Source organism: Mycoplasmopsis equigenitalium (assembly GCF_024498255.1).
GTDB lineage: Bacteria > Bacillota_I > Bacilli_A > Mycoplasmatales > Metamycoplasmataceae > Mycoplasma_H > Mycoplasma_H equigenitalium.
The window spans coordinates 785,390-806,532 of the sequence record NZ_CP101808.1; the positions used below are offsets into that span (position 1 = coordinate 785,390).

Below are 21,143 nucleotides of genomic sequence, written 5' to 3' on the forward strand. Positions count from 1 at the left end.
CCTATTTGCTGCTTTTTTTGTATTCAATTAGTTTTGGATTGTGCGAATAAACTCGTCCAAATTTTGCTATTTCTTTACCATTTAATTTAACAGCGTCAGCGCTGAAGTTTAACTTAATTTTTAAAATGCTTCCGCCTATTCCGTATACATCAACAGGCGTTTTTTCGTCTTCAAACCACTTAACTTTTTTAGCATTAAATCCACTCGAAACAATAATCTTAACATGCTTTCCATTATGCTCATCAAGCGCTTGACGAAGACGTTTAATTTGGTTTGGGGTTACCCCAAATTCGTCTTCGTTATTTTTAAACATTTTATCACGAACATTTTGGGCCGTATCAACCCTTAATGCGACCATATCTTTACCAAAAACTTTCAATGCTTTTAAAGAATCGTTTATAACATCATTATTAAAATCAACTAAAGCAGTTATTGGTTCATTAATCACTTCTTTGTAAGCTTGAAGAGCTTTGACAATATCACCATCAAAACCTTGAAACAAAACATGAGGAACTGTACCAACCGCTAGCCCGTTATGAAGTGCAACGTGTTCTTTTGTACATTGTGTATCAACTCCTCCAATATGCACAGCATAACCATCAAATCTTTGCATTAAATAATGATCGGCGCGGTCTCCCATATAAACAATTTTTTTACCATTAGCTACCTCAACAATTCGTCTTGTGTTGGTTGCAATACTTGAGCTACGCGCTAAAATTCCATCAATCATTCCTTCGTAAATACCAAAATCTTGATAATGTCCTTCAAGTTCGAGCACAACTTCTTTATCATTAATAATACTTCCGTCTGGCAAGTAACGAATTTTATATTTCTTTGTATCGGTTTCTTTTTCTAGAAGTTCTAAAACTTCCTTCATTCCACAAAGTACAGTATTATCTTCGCGTTGAAAAAACTGCATTGTAATAACGTTGTTTGGTTTTTTTGCTTCAAGTATTTTTTTGGTTTTAAAAAAGTATTCTGCTATATATTCTTTCATAATTCAAACTCCTTATTTTCAAATCAATTAAGTTTTTTATTTAAAAAATAAAATCCCGTAGCTAATACTATTGGTAGCGCAAACTGCAAGCACAACACATGGATTCAAGATCATGGTTGATTATAACCTAGTTCAATGATACTAAAAATTGGCCCATATAAAATCGCTGTTCCCATTCCGCCCAACACAAAATTTTTGTTGGTTCTAAGTCAAAATCGCAAGGCATAAAACTAGCAATAAATCCCGAAATTATTGAGGCAACGCAAGGTAAAATTAACAGTTTTCAATTTTTTGTATAGTTGTTAATGTGTGTCATTGTCGTGCCAAAACTTGTAGAAATATAATAACTCATATTACGAGTTGCAAGTAAAACAATAAAGCCATACGCGATCATTTGAGCACTTGTGGCCGCCACCGCAATTGATGCGCCGTACGAATCTAAGTGAATTGAATAAGCAATTGACGCGCTAGAAATAGGCAATGTTAATGCAAGCCCCATAATCAAACTTACTAGTGGCGAAAGTGCAATTCGTAACCCATAACTTGAATTAACTGAATTATTAATAATCCATTCAATCCAAACCAAAAGCAAATTACAAAGATACGTTAATCAAAGCGCATTAATAATTCCAAGGGCTACACCAACAATTGGTAAGATAATAATCGAAAATGAATTTTCGATATTAATCATTGTTAAAAAATAAAGAATAAACACCGCACTTAATCATGCACTAACGGCATCGCCAATAACATTCATATTTAAATTAATATTAATTGTTTTAACTTGATAAACAATTGTATTGTTCGCTAAATCAAAAAATGGTTTAATTGTGCTATTTGCAACAATAAAAGCTGCAATACCAATTGCTAACGTTTCTAAAATAGTTTTTTTACTTTTGATTCCAATTGCAATACCAATCGCGAGTGGTGAGATGTATGCTAAAAACTTTTTAATGGAAAGGAACAAATTATCGTCCGAATATGTTCCTATCATTCCAAACAATCCTCCCACAATTAATGTGGCAAAGAAACCAATTCCGGTTCCAGTTAAAGAATCAAACCATAAATTCTTATGATTTATTTCTTTCCATTTAGTGAATTTCATAAATAAAAAACTCCTTTGAAGAAGTTCCTGCAAAAGCTTTACACAGTGTGTAGAGACTATCTTCAGACTTTACTGTCGGCTCAGGAATTTCACCTGCTCATGCTCAATGAGTACGATGGCTTTAACATCCGGTTGGGAAACTAACCCAGTCAGGAAACTACAATCTTTGTGACTGCATTTATATTATATAAATAAATAAGGCACTATGATAATTAAAAGACATAAAAAATATTATTGTGTTTAGGGCTTTGTCATATAATTAGGGGGTATTATGAGTAAGAACGTCGTTTTAATTGATTTTGAAGGTATACAATCATATGGTATTAGCATTCCATATATGTTTTCAATGGCAATTAAAAAAGACGAAAAAACTTATAAAACATTCACAAAATGAGTAGATTTTAAAAATGTTAATGAGAAAAATTGAAGCGAATTAATGCTGAAAGAAATTGAAAATGTCGTGTTTGAAGAATTGTCAATAAAATCCTGACAAGAGTTTGCGGAAACCTCACAATTTTGAGGATGAGCGCCCGAATTCGAAAACAGGATTTTTAAAAATTTAAAAACAGGTACTCAAATTATTGCTAATGATATTAGAGATGGAAATTTTGACAGAGCACGGGTTGCTCTTAACACCTTAAAAAATGGTAAAGGCGAAAGTCAATTTCCAAAATTTCGTTCTGTAATGTTAAATAAAAATGTTTTAAGAATAATTCCAGGATATGCGAAATCAGAAATTAATAAGAAAATGATCGAGAAAAATGGCCGTATGGCAAGTGTTTGTGGTTACATTTATTGAAAACTAACAAATGGCGATCCCAAATGAAAATCGCTTACAAAATACATTACAAGCCAAGAAATGTTTGATGAAATGGTAAATTACTCATATAGCGATGTTGAAACAATGGTTTATGCTTATGAAATTAAAGATGAGTTAAAAGAAAAACTTGTAAGTATTTACAACTTAAGCTCAAGCAATACAAAATTAGAAAATGCTTTAAATGAACAAAAATCATTTTATAAAGTGTTAGAAGCACTAAAAGAAACTAAATACAATAACCTAACAAAAGACTATCCAAAACTTATTGAAACCAGTTCGTTGGATAAAAAAGAAAAGGCCCTTTTAATTACTTTTTTTGATGCTCTTTTCTCAATTAAAAAATTCGAAACCTTAAAACAATGATTGTCCTTGAATAATAAAAAAACGTTAAAAACAAGGATCGAAACCAACACTAATAATCTTAAAAAATCAGAAGAAAGACGCCAGGAAGTTCTAAATGATATTTTTAATAAATTTAGTACTATAAATATTAAAATTATTCGTTCATAAAATAGTAAAAAATCAACACAAAATAAAGAAAATGTGTTGATTTTTAATTAAAAATGATTTTTGGTTTTTTGCTGTTTTTCGAACAAATTGATAGTACTAAATTATTGTTAAGTATTTGCGTTGATAATAAATTCTGGTTTGTGATCGTGTCTAGTTTTTTAGCTTCAAAAATGCTGTTGTGTCCATATTTAAAAAGCGCCTCTTTTTGTGTTCATTTTTCTAATAAATAATCATTTCTTTTTTCTTGTGAAAGCAAAGTAAATTCTTCTAATTCCTCACTGGTTAAAATACGTTGCGAGATATTTACATAAACCGTTTTTATCTCTTCTATATCGATACCCACTCTTTGATCTGAGACTGCAACTGCAACAAATTTATTGGTATGTGAAAGCGAGAAATAAAATTCTTTACATATCCATTTATTATTGATGTCTTTTGTAAAGTTGATTTTGCTTGGGTCTAAATTCAAAACTTCTTTAACTGCTTTTTGCAATAAAAGTCATCCACTATACTTGCTACTTTTTACATCAATATTACTTGTATTATTAATTTCTTGTTTTCTTGTTTCTGAATAGATTTTATCTAAATCGATCTCTCTATTTACATTGGATAAATAAACATATAAACTCATTTTTATATATTTTACCTTTTTATAAATAAAAACCAACCTGTTGGCTGGTTTTTATTTTAATTAGCTTTAGTACCAATAACAATATTATTTTTAAGCTCTTGTACCGCTTGTTCTAATTCTGGTATAACTTCTTGCATTTCTTTAATGGTTGCTTTTTTTGAAAAGTTAATGTAAAGTCTATTAGCCTTAGCATATACTTTTATATATTTTTCTTTATTAGCGTTTGATAATTGCTTTTTACCTGCTGGCAAATCTGCAGACGCAACTGTAGTATCAACATACTCAACACCATAAAGAATTCCGCCAGCCTCTTGTAGTTTTTCAAGCGAGTATTTTTTTACAGCCTCACCTAATTGAGCAGGAACTTTAGATGTACCAATAACAGTTTTTGCTATAAGTTCTTCTGCTGTTTTAATAAGATTATCAGCTAATTCTTTGGCTTTGGCTTCACCATCTTTTTTACTTAACCTCTGAATTGCAACATATGCTTTTTTAAAAGGCATTAAATATTTGTTCAAAACAACCTTAAACCCTTCACCGTATTCCTCTGGTTTTGGCTCTACATCGCCTTTTAATGTAAGATCGTATTTTGATAATTTACCATAATCATATGTAACCATCAGCGCTTTAGCTTTTTCATATTCTGTGGTTGATGGAGCTGGTTTTTTTGTACCAATTACAATCTTTGACAATAGTGTGTTATATGCTGCTTCAAGTGTTAATTTTGCTGCAGAAGCTTTAGTATTGTCCGTAGCTTCGCTCGCTTTTTTTAAAGCTTCTTTATAAACATCTAAGTCCGTTTTAAGAATTTGTTTTTCGTTTTCTAAAATATTGGCAGCATCAAGCGAAGTTGTTATTTGTTCCTTAACGTTTTCTAATACTCCGCCAGCTTCTTGTAGTTTTTCTACGCTATGAGAAGCAATAAATTCTTTAAGTTCAGCTAATTCCTTGTTTTCTTTTTGTTTATTTTCTTTTTTATTTTCTTGATTACAACTTACAGCAGTAATTGCAATGGGTAAAAATGCTAACGCTGTTAAAGTTAACTTAATCGATTTCATAATTCTCCTTTTTTCTATTTTTTGACAAAGAAAAATTATATTAATAAATTAAAAAAATAATTAATTATTTTTACTCTGTTTTTGTACCTTCAACAAGTTTAGTTTTAAGAGCTTCAAGAGCATCTTTAACCGCTTGTTGTTTGGCAGCTGCTTGATCATTAGTTACACCCGAACCATTTGCGTCATTTCATACAGCCCCATAAGCCTCAACATCTGATTTGAGAACCTTGAAAGTTCCTATTTCGTATGTGTCAGCACCTGGAAGAGATTCGACAATCTCTACTTTTGTACTGTCCAATAATTGGCCAGCTTCTTTAAGTTTTCCCACACTAACGGTTGGTAAATATGCTTTTAAAGTATCGATTTCTGTTGTAGGTGTTGTAACCTTGGTTCCTGTTACAATTTTTCCTTTGAGAACCGTAACAGCATTTTCTAAAGCTGTCTTTGCCTCTTTTGCCTTAGATTCTTCTGTAACTCCGTTTGCTGTTTGTCAAGTAACTTTATAAGCATCGACATCTGATTGAAGAATAACTTTTTTACCTTCTTCAACATTTTCGGGTTTTGCTTCGTCTTCTGTGGCAACAATTGTTACACCACTAAGAAGAGCTTCAACCTTATTTTCATTAACATATGCTTTTAAAGCATCTAATTCTTTAGTTTTGTTTTCTGAATTACCACAACTTACAGCAACGGTTGTAATTGTAGGTAATATTGCTAGAGCTATTAAATTTAATTTTCTTAGTTTCATTGAAACCTCCTTAATATTTTTACACCAATCAATAAATGCGACTTATTGTTGGTATACCCAATTTATACACTAAAAGTAAAAAAAAAAAAAATCCGAATTAAATGCCGGATTTTCGATATTTTTTTGTTTTTTTCTCTTTGTTTTAGCGTGATTTCATAATACAAAAAAACATAAATATTGTTTGTTTTTCTTTGTTTTTCCTTGAAAAAATAAAAAAGCGAATTGTTATTTCGCTTTTTTATAAAATTATTTAATAATTTTTGTAACTGATCCGGCACCAACTGTTCTACCACCTTCACGGATTGAGAACTTTGTACCTTCTTCAACAGCAATAGGAGCGATAAGTGTAACTTTTAAGTTAACATTTTCCCCTGGCATAACCATTTCACGGCCTTTTTCAAATTCTACACCACCAGTAACGTCAGTTGTTCTAAAGTAGAATTGTGGTTTATAGTTTTTAAAGAAAGGAGTGTGACGTCCGCCTTCTTCTTTTTTAAGAGCATAGATAGCTGCTTCAAAAGTTGTGTGAGGAATAATTGATCCTGGTTTTGCTAGAACTTGTCCACGTTCGATACCATCACGGTCAACCCCTCTAAGAAGTAAGCCGGCATTGTCACCTGCTTGTGCTTCTTTAAGGTTTTTACGGAACATTTCGATACCAGTAACAACTGTTTTTTTAGTTGGTTTTAGACCAACGATTTCAACTTCTTCATTAAGTTTTAAAACACCACGTTCAACTCTACCTGTAGCAACAGTTCCACGACCTGTGATTGTGAAAACGTCTTCAACTGCAAGTAAGAATGGTTTGTCGAATTCTTTTGGTGGGTTTTCGATTCATGTGTCAACAGCGTTCATTAATTCGAAAATTGATTCTTCATATTTTGCATCGCCGTTAAGTGCTTTAAGAGCTGAACCACGAATAATAGGTGTATTGTCACCGTCAAATCCGTATTGTGAAAGTAATTCACGAATTTCAACTTCAACTAAGTCAATCATTTCTTCGTCGTTAACCATATCACATTTGTTAAGGTAAACAACCATTTTTGGAACACCCACTTGTTTTGAAAGAAGAATGTGTTCACGAGTTTGAGGCATTGGACCATCTGATGCAGCAACAACTAGAATTGCACCATCCATTTGTGCAGCACCGGTAATCATGTTTTTAACATAGTCGGCGTGACCAGGACAGTCTACGTGTGCATAGTGTCTTTTTTCTGTTTGGTATTCAATGTGTGATGTATTAATAGTAATACCACGAGCTTTTTCCTCAGGTGCATTATCAATTGAAGCATAGTCTTTAGCTTCTGATAAACCCTTTTTAGCTAATACTGTAGCAATAGCAGCAGTTAATGTGGTTTTACCGTGGTCAACGTGACCAATGGTACCAATATTAACGTGTTCTTTACTACGGTCAAAATCTTGTTTTGCCATTTTTATCCTTTCATTTTATTTATAAAAAATTGTTTTAACGCGCTAAAACCACCTTTGTATAGTCTTTCACCTATAACCTGTCCATAGAGCACGTAGTTACTATATTTTAACAAAAATAAAACTTATTATATTACATTTTTGTACTATATATCATTATATATATTATTTATTAAGTTAGCAGTTGTTTCCGATTTTTCCACAAAGATAGCATGACCACAATCGGGAATAGTGTAAAAATTAATATCGTGTTCTTTTGCTAATTTTTCTAACGCTTCACATACAGTGAATAGATCGTTTTGCCCAACAATAATGCTGATATATTTATGATATTTCTGAAAAATATCAAATTGTTTTTGATTTAAATAATTTGAATTCAAAATTTGATTATCTACCATTGCTTCAAAAAAACTACGATGTTCATTAGCATAATTTAAAGCTGTTTGAGCCTGGCGATCTACAATACTTAAAAAACCTTCAGAATGGTGCGCGAATAAATTTAAAAGCGATTGTTTTGCTTGTTCGGAATTTGTTGGCAAGATATTGTTTTTAATATTAATCTTAGTATGATGAAGTTGATAAGTAAGTGGAGAAACTAAAATCGCTTTTTCAACCAACTTATTTTTTAAGAGTTGTAAAACAATATCGCTGCCCATTGAATGCGAAATCGCAAATTTAAAATTAAATTTTGTTTCTTTAATAAATTGAACAACAATTTCATACATATATTCAAGCGAACAAATTTCTTTATTCATTGTTGATTTTCCACAGCCAGGAAGATCAATTTGTACTAAATCAAAATTCAAATTATATTTTTTTAACCTGTTGATTACGGCGCCGTTTGAGCCAAATCCATGAATAAAAATTACTTTTTCCTTGCCTGTATCATCACTTGTATATTCAATTGTTTCATTTAAAAGTTTAATTGTCATGCCTACCCAAAAATTAAAGTAATTAATTCTTCTTTCTTAATTCAGCCAAAATATAAATTTAAGTCGATTTTATCTAAAATTGTAGCGAAAGTTTTTTTGTCGTAATTTGCATTATCAAATAAATGAATAACATCGCTCATTTCTTTTTGTGATAAAAAATCACCTTCAAATGCAATTGACTTAATTTTGTTTTCTTCCAAATTTGCCTTAAATGAAATAAGTCCGTTATCAAATTTCATTGTGTTAACAATACTAAATTCTGGATTTTTGAAATATAATCACTCATCTGATTGTTTGTATTTTGCAAGTGCGGCGTGTTCTTTGTAGTCAAAATCTTTTTCTGTTTTTAAAACGGCTCCATATTTTTCTTGCATATATTTAATTAAATTATTTGCAAAATCATCTATAGAAATATCTTCTTTGAGCATATCCTTGATATTTCCCACTCTTTGTCTAACTGACTTAATGCCTTTTGATTGCATTTTTAATGGGTTGGGTTTAAGTGAACCGACCATTTTTTCAATATTAACATTAAAAAGTAGGGTGCCGTGACTAAACATTCTGTTTTTATAAATAAATTGAGCATTACCGCTAATTTTCAAACCATTAGCTTTTATATCGTTGCGCCCTTCAAATTGAGCAGGTACGCCAATTTGATTCAAATATTCAATAATAGGTTGTAAAAATTGTTTATATCCTTTGGTGGTTTTGTTGGTTATAAAACTAAAATTTAAATTGTTTAAATCATGATAAACGGCGCCGCCACCAGATATTCTTCTTGCTATTTTTATGTTATGTTCATTGGTATAATCTAGATTAATTTCTTCGTGTAAATTTTGATTGCGGCCAATAATAATTGAATTGTCATGTTGATATAACAACATAATGTCTTGATCTATATATTTTTCGTCTTTTAAAATTAATTCTTCTAACGATAGTGTTTTGTATGGTTCATTAGATTTCATTTTCAAAACTATCATTTTCTCTCCTTTTTATAGCCAAATAATTATTTCACAAAAATACAAAAAACAGAACACCAAAGAAAAGAAAGGAGGTAAGGTGTTCTGTTTTTTTTATTAAAATTTTGTGAAAATAAGCAATTAAATAGAAGGAATGAACTATGCCCATAATCAAAAATGCAAACTTTATAATTTAATTTTTAATTTAGTTAGTATGAAAATATAAACCGAAAATAATATAAATAATATAAATAAAAAAAGAAGGAGTGTAATTGTATTTAGATGTATTCTATAATATTTTTTATAAATTTTTAACCATTAATTGAAAACACATAAGTCTTGTCTAGTGTTTTATTATTATTAAATCATGAAATGTAAATCTCAAGAATCCGGGGAGAAGGTTGTGAGAAACTTCAACGCAACTCCCCGGTTAGAATATTCATTCTAGTTATTAAACTATTAATGAATGCCGCAATAATTTCTTTGTCTAAATATGCTTGTTTTGTGAGCGAGTTATATCTGACAAATTTTTGAAATTCATCATTTCTAAAATCGGGGAAAACATTTTTATGGGTGTAATCATTTGAGTTTGTCCCACTATTTGTAGAATCTATATTGTCTAAATCAGTGCTGTTGTTTTGACTGCTTTTTGTTCCTTTATCGCAGCTAACTGCAACGCAAGGAAGTAAGATAGGAAGCGGGGAAAAACTAATTAAAAACTTTTTAATTTTATTCTTCATTTTCTTCCTTTTTAATTTCAAAATCTTTTTCTTTTCAAACAGGCAAAGTTCCTGTAGCTAACGATCGTTTAAGTAGTAATGAGAAATTAAGTTTATCAGGTAAAATATATGCAAAATCTTTTGAACTAATTGAATAATAATTTCAAGAAAAACCTTTATTTTCTATTGAGTTTTTTTCTTTTATGTCAACCGTAATTTTACTATCTATATCACCTAATAGTGAGTTTTCTACATCTACATCAAAACCTGCTTTAATATTCTTAAAACTACCAAAACTGAATTCTAATCTTGGAGAAAATGTTCCGGCAAAAGAATATGGAATAATATATCCATCCTTGCTATTAGAATCTATGTTTGATGTAGTAGTTTTGTTATGATAATCATACGATGTTTGTGCATCAATATCAACAAAGAAATGTTTTCGTTCTCTCGAAGAAAAATATTCAAATTTTGTAGGTAATGTTTGTAACTTGTTATCAATAATCAAATTACTAATTCCATAAATTTCGTGATCAACAGGATAATTATTATATTGTCCTTCTGCGTCTACACGCACTTTAAAAAATCTTGTTTTATAATCATACGTGTCTTCGTTTTCGTCCAGAATAGGTATAATTGTCATTGTTGAATGACTTTCTTTAAAGCCATTATCATTTACTCTAAGTCCGGTTAGTTCGCCGAAAACGATTCCTTTTTTTCCAAAAGAATATTCTTTGTTTTTAATGTCTTCTTCATTTGTGCTATTTACAATATGTAATTTGTCGAAGACATGTCATTCGTTATCTTCTGATGTTTTATATTCAGACGATATAAAAATATTTTTTACTTCGTTTCATTTTGTAAATTTTAGTGCTGGTTCTGGTATCTCTATACCATAATATCCATAAGCGTAGTGTGTGCATTGTAATTCGGTCGAATCACAAACTAATTCTGAATTAATAAATACTTTCATTCTTATTTTACCTGTTCTTCCAGTCATTTCGCCTGAATAAAATGCGTATCTAATATAAAATAATTGGTTTTTAGGATTTATGTCCAAACTAATGTTTGTCCTTTTTCCTTTAAAATGATAATCAACTTGACCTTGAAATACTTCCTTAACCTGTTTCTGGGGCATATCGTAGTTTAGTACTATCATTATTTTTCATATAGATAGTCTAGAAACTCATCTATAGCCTCGTGTTGTCTTTTATAAAAAGTGGTTTTTGAAAAGTATTGGTCAATTCATTTTTCTTTTTCTTCGTGTTCTTTAAGAAACAAGTTATCGATAATCATATAACTTGTTGGCGAAAGTAAATTCAAAATTTGTTCAAAAATTGATTTTACTTTCATAGTTTTATTCAATTCTAAGGTGTTCTTAGCAGATGTGTTATATCTTTTTAAAACTTCGTCGCTTAACTGTACACCTTTAACACGTTTGTACAATTTGCAAGCGTCTTTAACTAAGTTTTTCTTAGATGTGAAGTCTAATTTTTTTATATTCATTTATGTCCTCCTACCTATATATGTATTCTGAGGGGTCAAAATTGATATAAAAAAGAAAAAAAATGGGAATTTTGCCCATTTTTTCCTAGTAGCTTTTAGCAAAAAGCACTCTTCGCTTAGTTTTGGTGCTTGTATAAATGCATTTTTTGAGAGATGCTTTTTTGTTTTGAATCAAGATACAACGCGATGTAGCGCCGGTTTCTTTTTGAATGATTTCTTCTACAACTTCTTCGCCCTCAAAAGGCGCAATAACGAATCTATTTTGCGCAATGGCTTCTTTAAATTCTTTATAGTTATTAACTTCAACAATATTGGCATCAAGTCTTTCTTTCGCCATTTTATATAAGTTGTCTTGAATATCTTTAATTAATTTTTTAATAAAAACTTGAATTTTGTCAATATCAACCAATGTTTTTTCTAAAGTATCACGCCGCACAATTGATACTTGATTATTTGCTAGGTCGCGTGGACCAACTTCTATTCTAATCGGAACACCTTGAATTTCGCTTTGTGCGGCTTTAAAACCAGGTTGTTTATCGGTATCATCAATTTTTACACGATATTTTTTAATTAATTTGTTAAAAATTTGTTTGGCAACCTTCGAAACATCAGGATTTTTATTCGAAAACAATGTAAGAATATCAATTTGTGTATTTGCAATAAGTGGTGGTATAATCACACCTCGATCATCACCGTGATTCATAATGATTGCTCCAATTAATCTAGTCGAAACTCCTCACGAGGTTTGGTAAACGTATTCAAACTCATTATCTTTATTTTTAAATTTTATGTCATAAGGTTTTGAAAAGTTTTGGGCTAAATAGTGGCTTGTAGCACTTTGTAGCGCCTTACCATCTTTCATCATCGCTTCAACTGTATAAGTAGTACATGCGCCCGCAAACTTTTCGCGTGGTGTTTTTTTACCAGTAATTGTTGGGATCGCTAAATAATCTTTAATAAATTTTGCATAAATGCTTAACATTTTTCTTGTTAATTTTCTTGCTTCAATAGCGTTATCGTGAACTGTGTGTCCTTCTTGTCATAAAAATTCCGAGTTTCTTAAAAATGGATTTGTTGTTTTTTCTCATCTAAGAACATTTGCTCATTGATTAAAAAGAATTGGCAGCTCATTTTTTTCGCTAATTATATTACGAAATAAATCTGCAAAAAGAACTTCTGATGTGGGTCTTATATAAATATGTTCAGGTAGTTCCTTATCACCAACTTTAGTGATGGTTGCTAATTCGGGATTAAAACCTGCGATATGGTTTTTTTCTTTTTGAAATTGCTGAGTAGGAATAAGCATTGGAAGATAAACGTTTTCAACACCTTCTTGCTTAAACTTTTCATTTAAAATTCGTTGAATATTTTCTCATATTCCAAAACTGTTTGGTTTGAAAATAATTGTTCCTTTTACTAAGCCATATTCCATCAATTCGCCGTTTTTAACAACGTCAACATATCATTTTGCAAAATTTTCTTTTTGTGGAGTAATCTTATTTAATGTCTTCATTTAAGAATTATGACACAAAAAACATAAAAAGTTGTTTTTTCATATGAAAAAACCACCAAAAAGGTGTTTTTTGGTGGCCTAAGTACTATTTATTTGATTTTAAAGACAATTGTAAACTCGCCTTTTAATGAACTTTTGTTAAGTTGTTCGATTACTTCATCAGGTGTTCCTGTAAAGTGTTTTTCATTAACTTTTGTAAGTTCCTTAACTAAGTAAATTTCAACATTTTTGTTGAAATTCTCTTGAAAAATGCTCATTGTTGTCATTAATTTATGAGGTGAAACAAACGCTACATATGTTCCTTTTGGTAATGAGGATAACTGGTTTTTAATCCGTGTTGTTTTCGATTCTAAAAAACCTAAAAAGGTGAAACTATTCCCTAAATTAGAATAAGCAAAAGCAAGCACAGATGCTGAGGCACCAGGAATAATTTCAAACTCGAAATTATGCTCTTTTGCTTCTTGTAAAAGATTAAAACCAGGATCGGAAATAATTGGCATTCCCGCATCGGAAATTAATGCTACATTTTTCCCTTCTTCAAGTAATTTTAAAATACCTTTTGTACTGTTTCTCTCGTTATGTGTATGGTGTGACAAAAGTGGTTTTTTAATGTTGTAATGGTTTAACAATTTTGCTGATGTTCTTGTGTCTTCGCAAGCGATATAATCAACACTCCCTAACACTTCAAGCGCACGTAATGTAATATCTTTTAAATTGCCAATAGGGGTAGCCACTAAGTATAGTTTAGACATAAGACCTCATAATATCAATTATTAAAATTTGTTTGAAAAGGAAAAAATTATATTTACTTCTAGCTGTTTTTATAAATTTATAAATGTATTCAACAACCTTTTCTACAGCTATTTTTGAATTAGCAATCACTTCAAATTGTTCGATGTTTTTTTGCGCGTATTGAGTCTTTTGTAATCTTGCTTCTTGAAATAGAAAAATTAATAGCGAACATAAATAGTAATAATTTTTCATATCCATTTTTTCAATGATATAAGCGGCAAGTTTATATTTATTAGTAGTTGATTCAACCAACACACTCAGCACATTAGTTATATCTTGCAAACTAAAAAACTTAATAAATTCACTAATATGTTTGTATGAATAAAAAATATTCATTAAAATTTCTTTAAATTCTTTACTAGTAATTTCTTTTTTAATTTGTTTTAATTCTTGTTCAGAAAAAGTAATTGGCACTTTTAATAATGCTGCTCTTGAAATAATTGTTTTTGGTAAATTAGAAAGGTTTCTTGTACTAATCATAATAATCGAATTTGGCGATGGTTCTTCGATTAACTTTAAAATGTACCCAATCGCATTAACATGCATTTCATCTAGGTTTTTTATCATTAAAAACTTTTTACGACCACCACTAATTTTATTTTCTAACTGACTAAAAGCGCGAACCATCGCTTCTTTACCGGTAATTTTGGCATCAGTTTTTTGCGCGTAATCAAAATTAACAAGTTGTACGTTATCATAACTTTGTTCGTAATCTAGTTTTTTAAAATTTGATTTATTAATTTTATTAAAAAAATAAAGCATATATTGTTCGATATCAGTATTTTGTGATGCGTGAAAAATATAACAATGTGTTAGTTGTTTATTTTTCACATAAGCATCCATAACTTTAAAAATATCCATTAATATACTCCTGGAAACGTTTGTTATTTTCTAGTTTTTCAATTACTTGTTCAACTACTTTATTCACACTTTTGGTGGCATCAATCATCAAAAAACGTTCTTTGTCTTGATTAATTAAAAATTTGTAGCCTTCTTCAACACGTTCATAAAAGTGATGTTCTAGACTATCCAAGCGATCAAGTGTTGTTCTTGTTTTATGCATACGTTCCAAACATTTATCAACACTGATTTCAAAATAAAAAGTTAAATTTGGCATTGTGTCTTCAATAATAAATTTTGAGAACTCGTATAATTTTTGATACCCTATTTCACGACCAAAACCCTGATAAGCATAAAAAGAGTCAACATAACGATCACATAAAATTAGTTTTTTAGCTTTTAAAGCAGGTCAAATTACTTTTTCCATATGAATTCTTCTGGCAGCTGAAATTAAAAATGCTTCAGATCAATCTGAAAGATGTGAATTTTTATCTAACACAATTTCCCTAACGCGCTCTGCTTCTACTAAATTAATTCCGCCTGGTTCTCTTGTTAAAACTAATTCAAGTTTTGGATATTTTTCTTTTAAATATTTATAAACTTTTTTTATTGCTGTTGATTTTCCACTAGCATCTAAACCTTCAAAAGTTATGAACATTTCATCTCCTTTTAACTTAAATAATTATGTCATTAATTAATAAAAATTTATTCGTAATTTAGACACATTATTTTATTATAATCATAGTATGACAAACGATAGCGCTAGAGAATTAGAAACAAAATCATTCTTTTTACTCATCTGCAAAAAACTTAAAATCGATGTTAATTGAAACCAGTTTAAGGTAATTAAATTATATGGTGATTTTGATGTTGAAAAGGGATGGATTCGTGAATTGGATTTAACATTTGATACAATTCCAAATTCAGTCGAATTTAAAAAGTTTTGAGCTGTATTAAATAAGGATGACCCGTTTGGAAATAATTTGATAATTAACGTTAAAACCCCGGTGTATACTGCTGGTAATTTTACTACTTATTTATGACACTTTTACGAACAAGTAGCTGACCGACTAACAACTGAAGAATGTTTGCTTTTTAGAAAATATTTTGGGAATTCATTTAATTTTGAGCAAAATGGAAAAATTACTTTTTCGTTCGAAAATGACGAGCTAAAAACAGCCTTTGAAAAAATTAAAGACGATATGCTAAAACTAATTCACGACACAGGATTTAAAACTGTTCGTTTTTATGTAACAAAGAAAAAGAATCATGATGAACTATTCGAAGTTTTAGAACAACAAAAATCAGACAATTTTAAAAATGGTATTTATGAAGAAATTGAAGAAGAACCATTAAGCAATTTTTCACGCACCTTTAAAAACACAAGTTATCAATATTTCAAGCGAACTATTTCAGAAATTAACATGACCGAAGACACAAATATTAAAGAGCGCGTTATTGTTAGAGGAACTATTTTTGGAAACGTGGAATATAAACCTGTAAAAAATGGTTCAATTATGTTTGTATTTAATATTACCGACTATAAGGATGCTATTTCCTTTGTTGGTTTTGCGCGCGAAAAAGAAATGATTGAAGAATTTAAAAAACTCAAAACCGGTCAAAGTTACGAATTTAAGGGGACCACACAATTTAAAACTCTTGGCACTTTACAAGAATGAAATATTCTCCTTAACTCTTTCCATGAAATTGACCCTCTTATTTCTTTGGAAAAGGATAAAACTAAAAAACCAAGAATTGAATTTAATGTTAAATCAAATATGACTGTTTTAGATGGTTTCAAACCCGCTAAAGCTATCGCTAAAGAGCTTAAGGAAATGGGTCTTCGAGGGATGGCTTTAATGGATGTTGATTCAGTACAGAATTTTCCAGAATTCAACAATTTTTCAACAAATTCTGTTGATTTTTCTAAATTTTATGGTTCAACTTTTACAACCATAAAACAGCTTAACAACATTGTTTTAAAAAGATCTGAATGCGAAGAAAATTTAGACGATAACGAGTATATTGTTTTTGACGTTGAGACAACTGGTTTATCTCCAATTTTAGATGAAGTAATTGAGTTCGGTGCAAGTGTTGTTAAAGGTAAAAGTATTATAAAAAATTATCAATTCTTAATTAAACCTACACACCCTGTTTCTGAGGAAATAACAAAACTAACAGGGATAACAAACGAGATGTTGGAAAGTGGTCTTTCACAAAAAGAAGGCATTGAAAAAATTTATAACATCGTTAAAAATAAAGTCACTGTTGCTCATAACGCTGCCTTTGATATGAATGTTATTTTACAAAAATTTGAAGAGTATGGGTTCGATGATGGAAATACCACCTTTATTGATACACTTTCACTTTCGAGGATTATATCTAAAGACAATGATAAACATACACTTGGCGCAGTAGCAAAACGTCTTGGTATAACATACAACACAACTGAAGCGCACCGTGGTGATTACGATGCCGAAGTTTTGGCTAAAATTTGAATCGTCTTTAAAAATCTTTTAATCAATAAAAAAATTACAACTATAACACAACTAAGTCAGTTAAAATATCGTGGTTTTGTTCCAAACTTTCTAACTTCAGAAGTAAGTGTTTTGGTTAAAAATCAAGAGGGGCTAAAAGAACTTTATAAATTAATTTCACAAGCGCACACCGACTTAATTGAACACAAAATGAGCAAAAACCCTTTAATATTTTTTGATAAACTAAAGGGCTCACAAAACTTGTTATTAGGATCATCAACTCTTCGAAGCGATCTTTACGATTGTTTATTTTATCGCTCCCTTTCTGCAGTTAGAAAAGAACTTGAAAATTATGATTATATTGAAATTACACCTCCTCATAATTTCACTTATTTAGAGGATAAATTTTCAAAAGAGCAAATTAAAAAATTACTAAAAATTTTAGTTAAAGAAGCAACCAAAATGGGTAAATTGGTTATTGCTGTTTCTGATGCGAGATATGTCTATCCACATGAACAAGAAATTCATAAAGTTTTAATTCATACAAGTGGTGTAGGAAACTCAAAACACTATCTATACAACTATAAAAAGGCACAAGAAGGAACTTTACTTTACCCACTTCAATTTGTTCCCACAACCAACCAAATGATTGACTACTTTAAGTTTTTAAGTGACCCCAAATTAATCAATGACATTGTTGTCGAAAACACGTATAAATTAGCAGAACAAATAAATCAAATTACAATTTTTGAAAACAAATTATTTACCCCAATTTACGATAATTCTGATGTTAAATTAAAAGAACTTGTTTATAAAAACGCGCATAAACAATACGGAGAAAAATTACCAAAAATTATTGAGTCTAGAATTGAAAAAGAAATTAATCCTATTTTAAAATATGGTTTTTCTGTTATTTATTGAATCGCAAGCAAACTAATTCAAAAAACAAGAAATGATGGGTATCTCGCTGGTAGTCGTGGTAGTGTTGGTTCTTCGCTTGTCGCTGCTCTTGCTGGTATTACCGAAATCAATCCACTTCCGCCTCACTACATTTGTAAAAAATGTAAATATTTCGAACTTTTAGAAAAAACTGATTACACTTCTGGTTTCGATTTACCAAATAAAATGTGTCCAAATTGTCATACCGATTTATACAAAGATGGACAATTAATTCCTTTTGAAACATTTTTAGGTTTCAACGCAGACAAAGTTCCTGATATTGATCTTAACTTCCCTGGTGAATATCAACCAATTATTCACGAGGAAGTTAAGAAAATGTTTGGTGAACACCACACATTTCGTGCTGGCACAATTTTGGCAGCACAATACAAAACTTGTTTTGGTTATGTAAAAACTTATGCCCAAGAAATTAGAAAACCTATGACTTATGGTTTCACTAAATATCTAGCATCTTCGATCGAAGGAACCAAAAGAACATCAGGACAACATGCGGGTGGTATTGTTGTTGTTCCAAAAGAATATGATGTCGAAGATTTTACTCCAATCAACTACCCAAGTAATGATGAAAAAAGTGAATGAAAAACAACTCACTTCAACTTTGAAGCGATTCACGAATCATTATTAAAACTAGACTTATTAGGTCATAAAGATCCAACCGCTATTAAAATGCTTGAGCGTTTAACTAAAATTAGCTTCTCTGAAATCCCTAATATGGATGAAAAAGTTTTATCACTTTTTAGATCTTCGAAAGCACTGAATATCGAACCAGGAACAATTGGAAAAGATACAACCGGCGCAATTGGTCTTCCAGAATTTGGTACTTCATTTGTTCGTCAAATGTTAGCAGAAGTGCAAGTCGAGTCGTTTGCAGACTTAATTTCTGTTTCAGGATTAAGTCATGGTACTAATGTATGACTTAATAATGCTCAGAATTTAATTAAAGAAGGAAATAAAAAAATTAAAGATGTTATTTCTTGTCGTGACGACGTAATGAACTACTTAATGAAAAAAGGAATTAAACCACTTGTTGCATTCCAAATTATGGAAAATGTTCGGAAGAAAAATGGAACAGTAACACCGGAACAAGAAGAAATTTTAAAGAAAAATAAAATTCCTGATTGATATATTGAAAGTATGAAAAAAATTGAATACATGTTCCCAAAAGCACACGCTGCCGCATATGTGCTTATGGGTTGAAGAGTAGCTTGATTCAAATTATATAAACCACTCGAACATTACGCAACCTACTTTACAGTCAGAGCGGAAGAGTTTGATATAAAAACTTTATGTAAAGGCAAAGATGCGATTGCTAAAAAATACGAACGATTACTTGAAAAACGTAATTTAAAAAATGAATTAACTACTAAAGAAAAAGAAACACTAACAACTTTAGAGGTTGCTTACGAAATGACATTAAGAGGTTTTAGTTTTGACAAAATTTGTATCGAAAAATCAGCCGCAACTGAATGATTAATTGACTATAAAAACAAAAAACTAATTCCTCCATTTACAGCAATCGAAGGACTTGGTGAAGCAGTTGCTGAGTCAATTGTTAACGCTCGTAAAAAAGCACCTTTCACTTCAAAAGAAGATTTACAAAAACGAACAGCAATTAATAAAACTCTTTTTGCCGAAATGGATGCACTTGGTGCACTTAATAATTTGAGCAACTCAGAACAATTTACTTTGTTTGATGATTAAAATAAATAAAAAACCGCACTTTAGCGGTTTTTTATTCAAAATTAAGCCTTATTGTTTGAACCGAATTCTTCAATTTTTTCACGAACTGTATCGCACATTGCTTTGTAACCTGGTGCGTAAAGTTTTCTTGGATCAAAGTTTTTACCTTCTAAATCTTTACCAGATTCAATAAATGCACGAATTGCTTTGTGGTTTGCTTGTTGTAATTCGGTATTAACGTTAATTTTAGCAACACCTAATGAAATTGCTTTTTGAATTTGGTCTTTAGGAATACCTGAACCACCATGAAGTACAACACCCATACCAATTGTTTTCGAAATGTTTTTAAGAACATCAAAGTTTAATGATTTTCAACCTTTAGGGTATGGACCATGAATATTACCAATACCAGCAGCTAAAACATCAATTCCTAAATCAGCCATTTTTTTAGCTTCGGCTGGGTCAGCAAACTCACCAGCACCAATAATTCCGTCTTCTTCACCACCTAAAGTTCCAACTTCTGCTTCAAAACTTAAATCATGTTTCTTAGCAAGTTTTAATAATTCTTTAGTGTTTTCATAGTTTTTAGCAAATGGTTCGTGTGATCCATCATACATAATTGAAGTGTAACCAGCTTCGATAGCTTTTTTAGCGCCTTCAAATGTACCATGGTCTAAGTGCAAAGCAACTGGAACGGTAATTTTTAAATCTTTATCCATTGCTTTAACTAAATCAGCAGCAACGTTAAAACCACCCATATATTTAATTGCACCTTCGCTTGTTGCAATAATAATTGGTGACTTCATTTCTTCAGCAGTTAAAAGAATAGCTTTTGTTCACTCTAAATTATTTGTATTAATATGTGGAACGGCGTAGCCGTTTTTGTATGCATCTTTCAGCATTTTTTTTGCATTAACAATCATATTTTTCTCCTATTTTCTTGTTTCGTTTTCACGGTAAGCAACATCTCATCTGTTATCACCGAGATAAGTAAATTTAGCATCTACAGTTAAAAGTTTATACAATTCACCCATTTTCTTGGTTAAAGTTTCCTCAATTGGGGTGTTATTTTTTTCAGATTCATGTTGTCATCTTTCTAAAAATTCATTTTTAATTGATACAAAAATGTTTTCAAACTTGTCTTCACCATGAGCATTTAAGTGCTCTAAGGCGATGTCAACCATTGTTTTCATCAGCATCCTTTCGTAATCTTTATTATTATATAATACTTGTTTATTTTTCCATGCGCGACAAATAAAAAAGTTGCGGCCAAAATTTTCGACATTATTTTGTTAGTTTTTGAAAAGTTTTTCACACTTGAAAATATTGTAAAAAAATAATTTAATTTAGTTTTTTGGCATTAATTTTAACTTTTTGCTTTTTTTTCAATATTTTTTAACATTTCGTGTTTTGCTTATTAATAATATATATTGTTAATAAATTAATAAATAAATTAATGTTTGCAAGC

The 21,143-nt window shown here is 30.4% G+C and carries 19 protein-coding genes; 2 read left to right on the forward strand and 17 right to left on the reverse strand.

Going from position 1 to position 21,143, the window contains the following annotated elements:
* Position 1: 1 nt before the first annotated feature.
* Entirely contained in the window at positions 2-997 is a 996-nt protein-coding gene (locus tag NPA09_RS03485; protein ID WP_129722757.1) for a nicotinate phosphoribosyltransferase, read from the reverse strand.
* Positions 998-1,124: 127 nt separating this feature from the next.
* Complete coding sequence (locus NPA09_RS03490) at positions 1,125-2,102, reverse strand: PTS sugar transporter subunit IIC (protein ID WP_129722753.1); 978 nt, start codon at positions 2,100-2,102, stop codon at positions 1,125-1,127.
* 271 nt (positions 2,103-2,373) lie between these two features.
* Between NPA09_RS03490 and NPA09_RS03495 the strand changes: the two genes are divergently transcribed.
* Positions 2,374-3,432, forward strand: a complete 1,059-nt coding sequence (locus NPA09_RS03495; protein ID WP_129722750.1) for a hypothetical protein — start codon at positions 2,374-2,376, stop codon at positions 3,430-3,432.
* Positions 3,433-3,475: 43 nt separating this feature from the next.
* Here NPA09_RS03495 and NPA09_RS03500 read toward each other — a convergent pair whose 3' ends face one another.
* The 13 genes from NPA09_RS03500 to tmk form a co-directional block, all read right to left on the reverse strand.
* A complete protein-coding gene (locus NPA09_RS03500) occupies positions 3,476-4,063 on the reverse strand; it encodes a 4'-phosphopantetheinyl transferase family protein (protein WP_129722747.1) in 588 nt (195 codons plus the stop codon).
* 56 nt (positions 4,064-4,119) lie between these two features.
* Positions 4,120-5,121 carry a hypothetical protein gene (locus tag NPA09_RS03505; RefSeq protein ID WP_129722744.1) on the reverse strand — a complete coding sequence of 334 codons (1,002 nt, stop codon included), beginning with the start codon at positions 5,119-5,121 and terminating at the stop codon, positions 4,120-4,122.
* 70 nt (positions 5,122-5,191) lie between these two features.
* Positions 5,192-5,869 (reverse strand): hypothetical protein, encoded by a 678-nt coding sequence (locus NPA09_RS03510; protein ID WP_129722741.1) that lies wholly within the window; start codon positions 5,867-5,869, stop codon positions 5,192-5,194.
* A gap of 246 nt (positions 5,870-6,115) precedes the next feature.
* Positions 6,116-7,300 carry an elongation factor Tu gene (tuf, locus tag NPA09_RS03515; RefSeq protein ID WP_129722737.1) on the reverse strand — a complete coding sequence of 395 codons (1,185 nt, stop codon included), beginning with the start codon at positions 7,298-7,300 and terminating at the stop codon, positions 6,116-6,118.
* Positions 7,301-7,443: 143 nt separating this feature from the next.
* Entirely contained in the window at positions 7,444-8,229 is a 786-nt protein-coding gene (locus NPA09_RS03520; protein WP_129722734.1) for an alpha/beta fold hydrolase, read from the reverse strand.
* 2 nt (positions 8,230-8,231) lie between these two features.
* Positions 8,232-9,209: a lipoate--protein ligase gene (locus NPA09_RS03525; RefSeq protein WP_129722732.1), complete on the reverse strand. Its 978-nt coding sequence runs from the start codon at positions 9,207-9,209 to the stop codon at positions 8,232-8,234.
* Positions 9,210-9,499: 290 nt separating this feature from the next.
* Positions 9,500-9,928, reverse strand: coding sequence for an MHO_1590 family protein (locus tag NPA09_RS03530; RefSeq protein ID WP_129722729.1), 429 nt, complete (start codon positions 9,926-9,928; stop codon positions 9,500-9,502).
* Positions 9,918-11,066 (reverse strand): MHO_1580 family protein, encoded by a 1,149-nt coding sequence (locus tag NPA09_RS03535; RefSeq protein WP_129722726.1) that lies wholly within the window; start codon positions 11,064-11,066, stop codon positions 9,918-9,920. Before NPA09_RS03535 ends, NPA09_RS03530 begins: the two co-directional genes overlap by 11 nt.
* Positions 11,066-11,413: an MG284/MPN403 family protein gene (locus NPA09_RS03540; protein WP_129722723.1), complete on the reverse strand. Its 348-nt coding sequence runs from the start codon at positions 11,411-11,413 to the stop codon at positions 11,066-11,068. The genes NPA09_RS03535 and NPA09_RS03540 overlap by 1 nt, the downstream gene beginning before the upstream one ends.
* A gap of 85 nt (positions 11,414-11,498) precedes the next feature.
* Complete coding sequence (gene proS, locus NPA09_RS03545; protein ID WP_129722720.1) at positions 11,499-12,926, reverse strand: proline--tRNA ligase; 1,428 nt, start codon at positions 12,924-12,926, stop codon at positions 11,499-11,501.
* Between the two features lie 89 nt (positions 12,927-13,015).
* Entirely contained in the window at positions 13,016-13,678 is a 663-nt protein-coding gene (gene rsmI, locus NPA09_RS03550) for a 16S rRNA (cytidine(1402)-2'-O)-methyltransferase (protein WP_129722717.1), read from the reverse strand.
* Positions 13,671-14,579 carry a hypothetical protein gene (locus tag NPA09_RS03555; RefSeq protein ID WP_129722714.1) on the reverse strand — a complete coding sequence of 303 codons (909 nt, stop codon included), beginning with the start codon at positions 14,577-14,579 and terminating at the stop codon, positions 13,671-13,673. The genes rsmI and NPA09_RS03555 overlap by 8 nt, the downstream gene beginning before the upstream one ends.
* The gene (gene tmk, locus NPA09_RS03560; RefSeq protein ID WP_129722711.1) at positions 14,566-15,216 is read right to left on the reverse strand and encodes a dTMP kinase; all 651 of its coding nucleotides are present in this window, start codon (positions 15,214-15,216) and stop codon (positions 14,566-14,568) included. The genes NPA09_RS03555 and tmk overlap by 14 nt, the downstream gene beginning before the upstream one ends.
* Positions 15,217-15,304: 88 nt before the next feature.
* On the opposite strand from tmk, the gene NPA09_RS03565 reads away from it, so the two are divergent.
* Positions 15,305-19,696 (forward strand): PolC-type DNA polymerase III, encoded by a 4,392-nt coding sequence (locus tag NPA09_RS03565; RefSeq protein WP_129722708.1) that lies wholly within the window; start codon positions 15,305-15,307, stop codon positions 19,694-19,696.
* Between the two features lie 41 nt (positions 19,697-19,737).
* On the opposite strand, the gene fba is transcribed toward NPA09_RS03565, so the two are convergent.
* Both fba and NPA09_RS03575 read right to left on the reverse strand, forming a co-directional pair.
* Positions 19,738-20,598 (reverse strand): class II fructose-1,6-bisphosphate aldolase, encoded by an 861-nt coding sequence (gene fba / locus NPA09_RS03570; RefSeq protein ID WP_129722705.1) that lies wholly within the window; start codon positions 20,596-20,598, stop codon positions 19,738-19,740.
* Positions 20,599-20,607: 9 nt separating this feature from the next.
* Positions 20,608-20,868, reverse strand: coding sequence for a hypothetical protein (locus NPA09_RS03575; protein WP_129722702.1), 261 nt, complete (start codon positions 20,866-20,868; stop codon positions 20,608-20,610).
* Between the last annotated feature and the right edge of the window lie 275 nt (positions 20,869-21,143).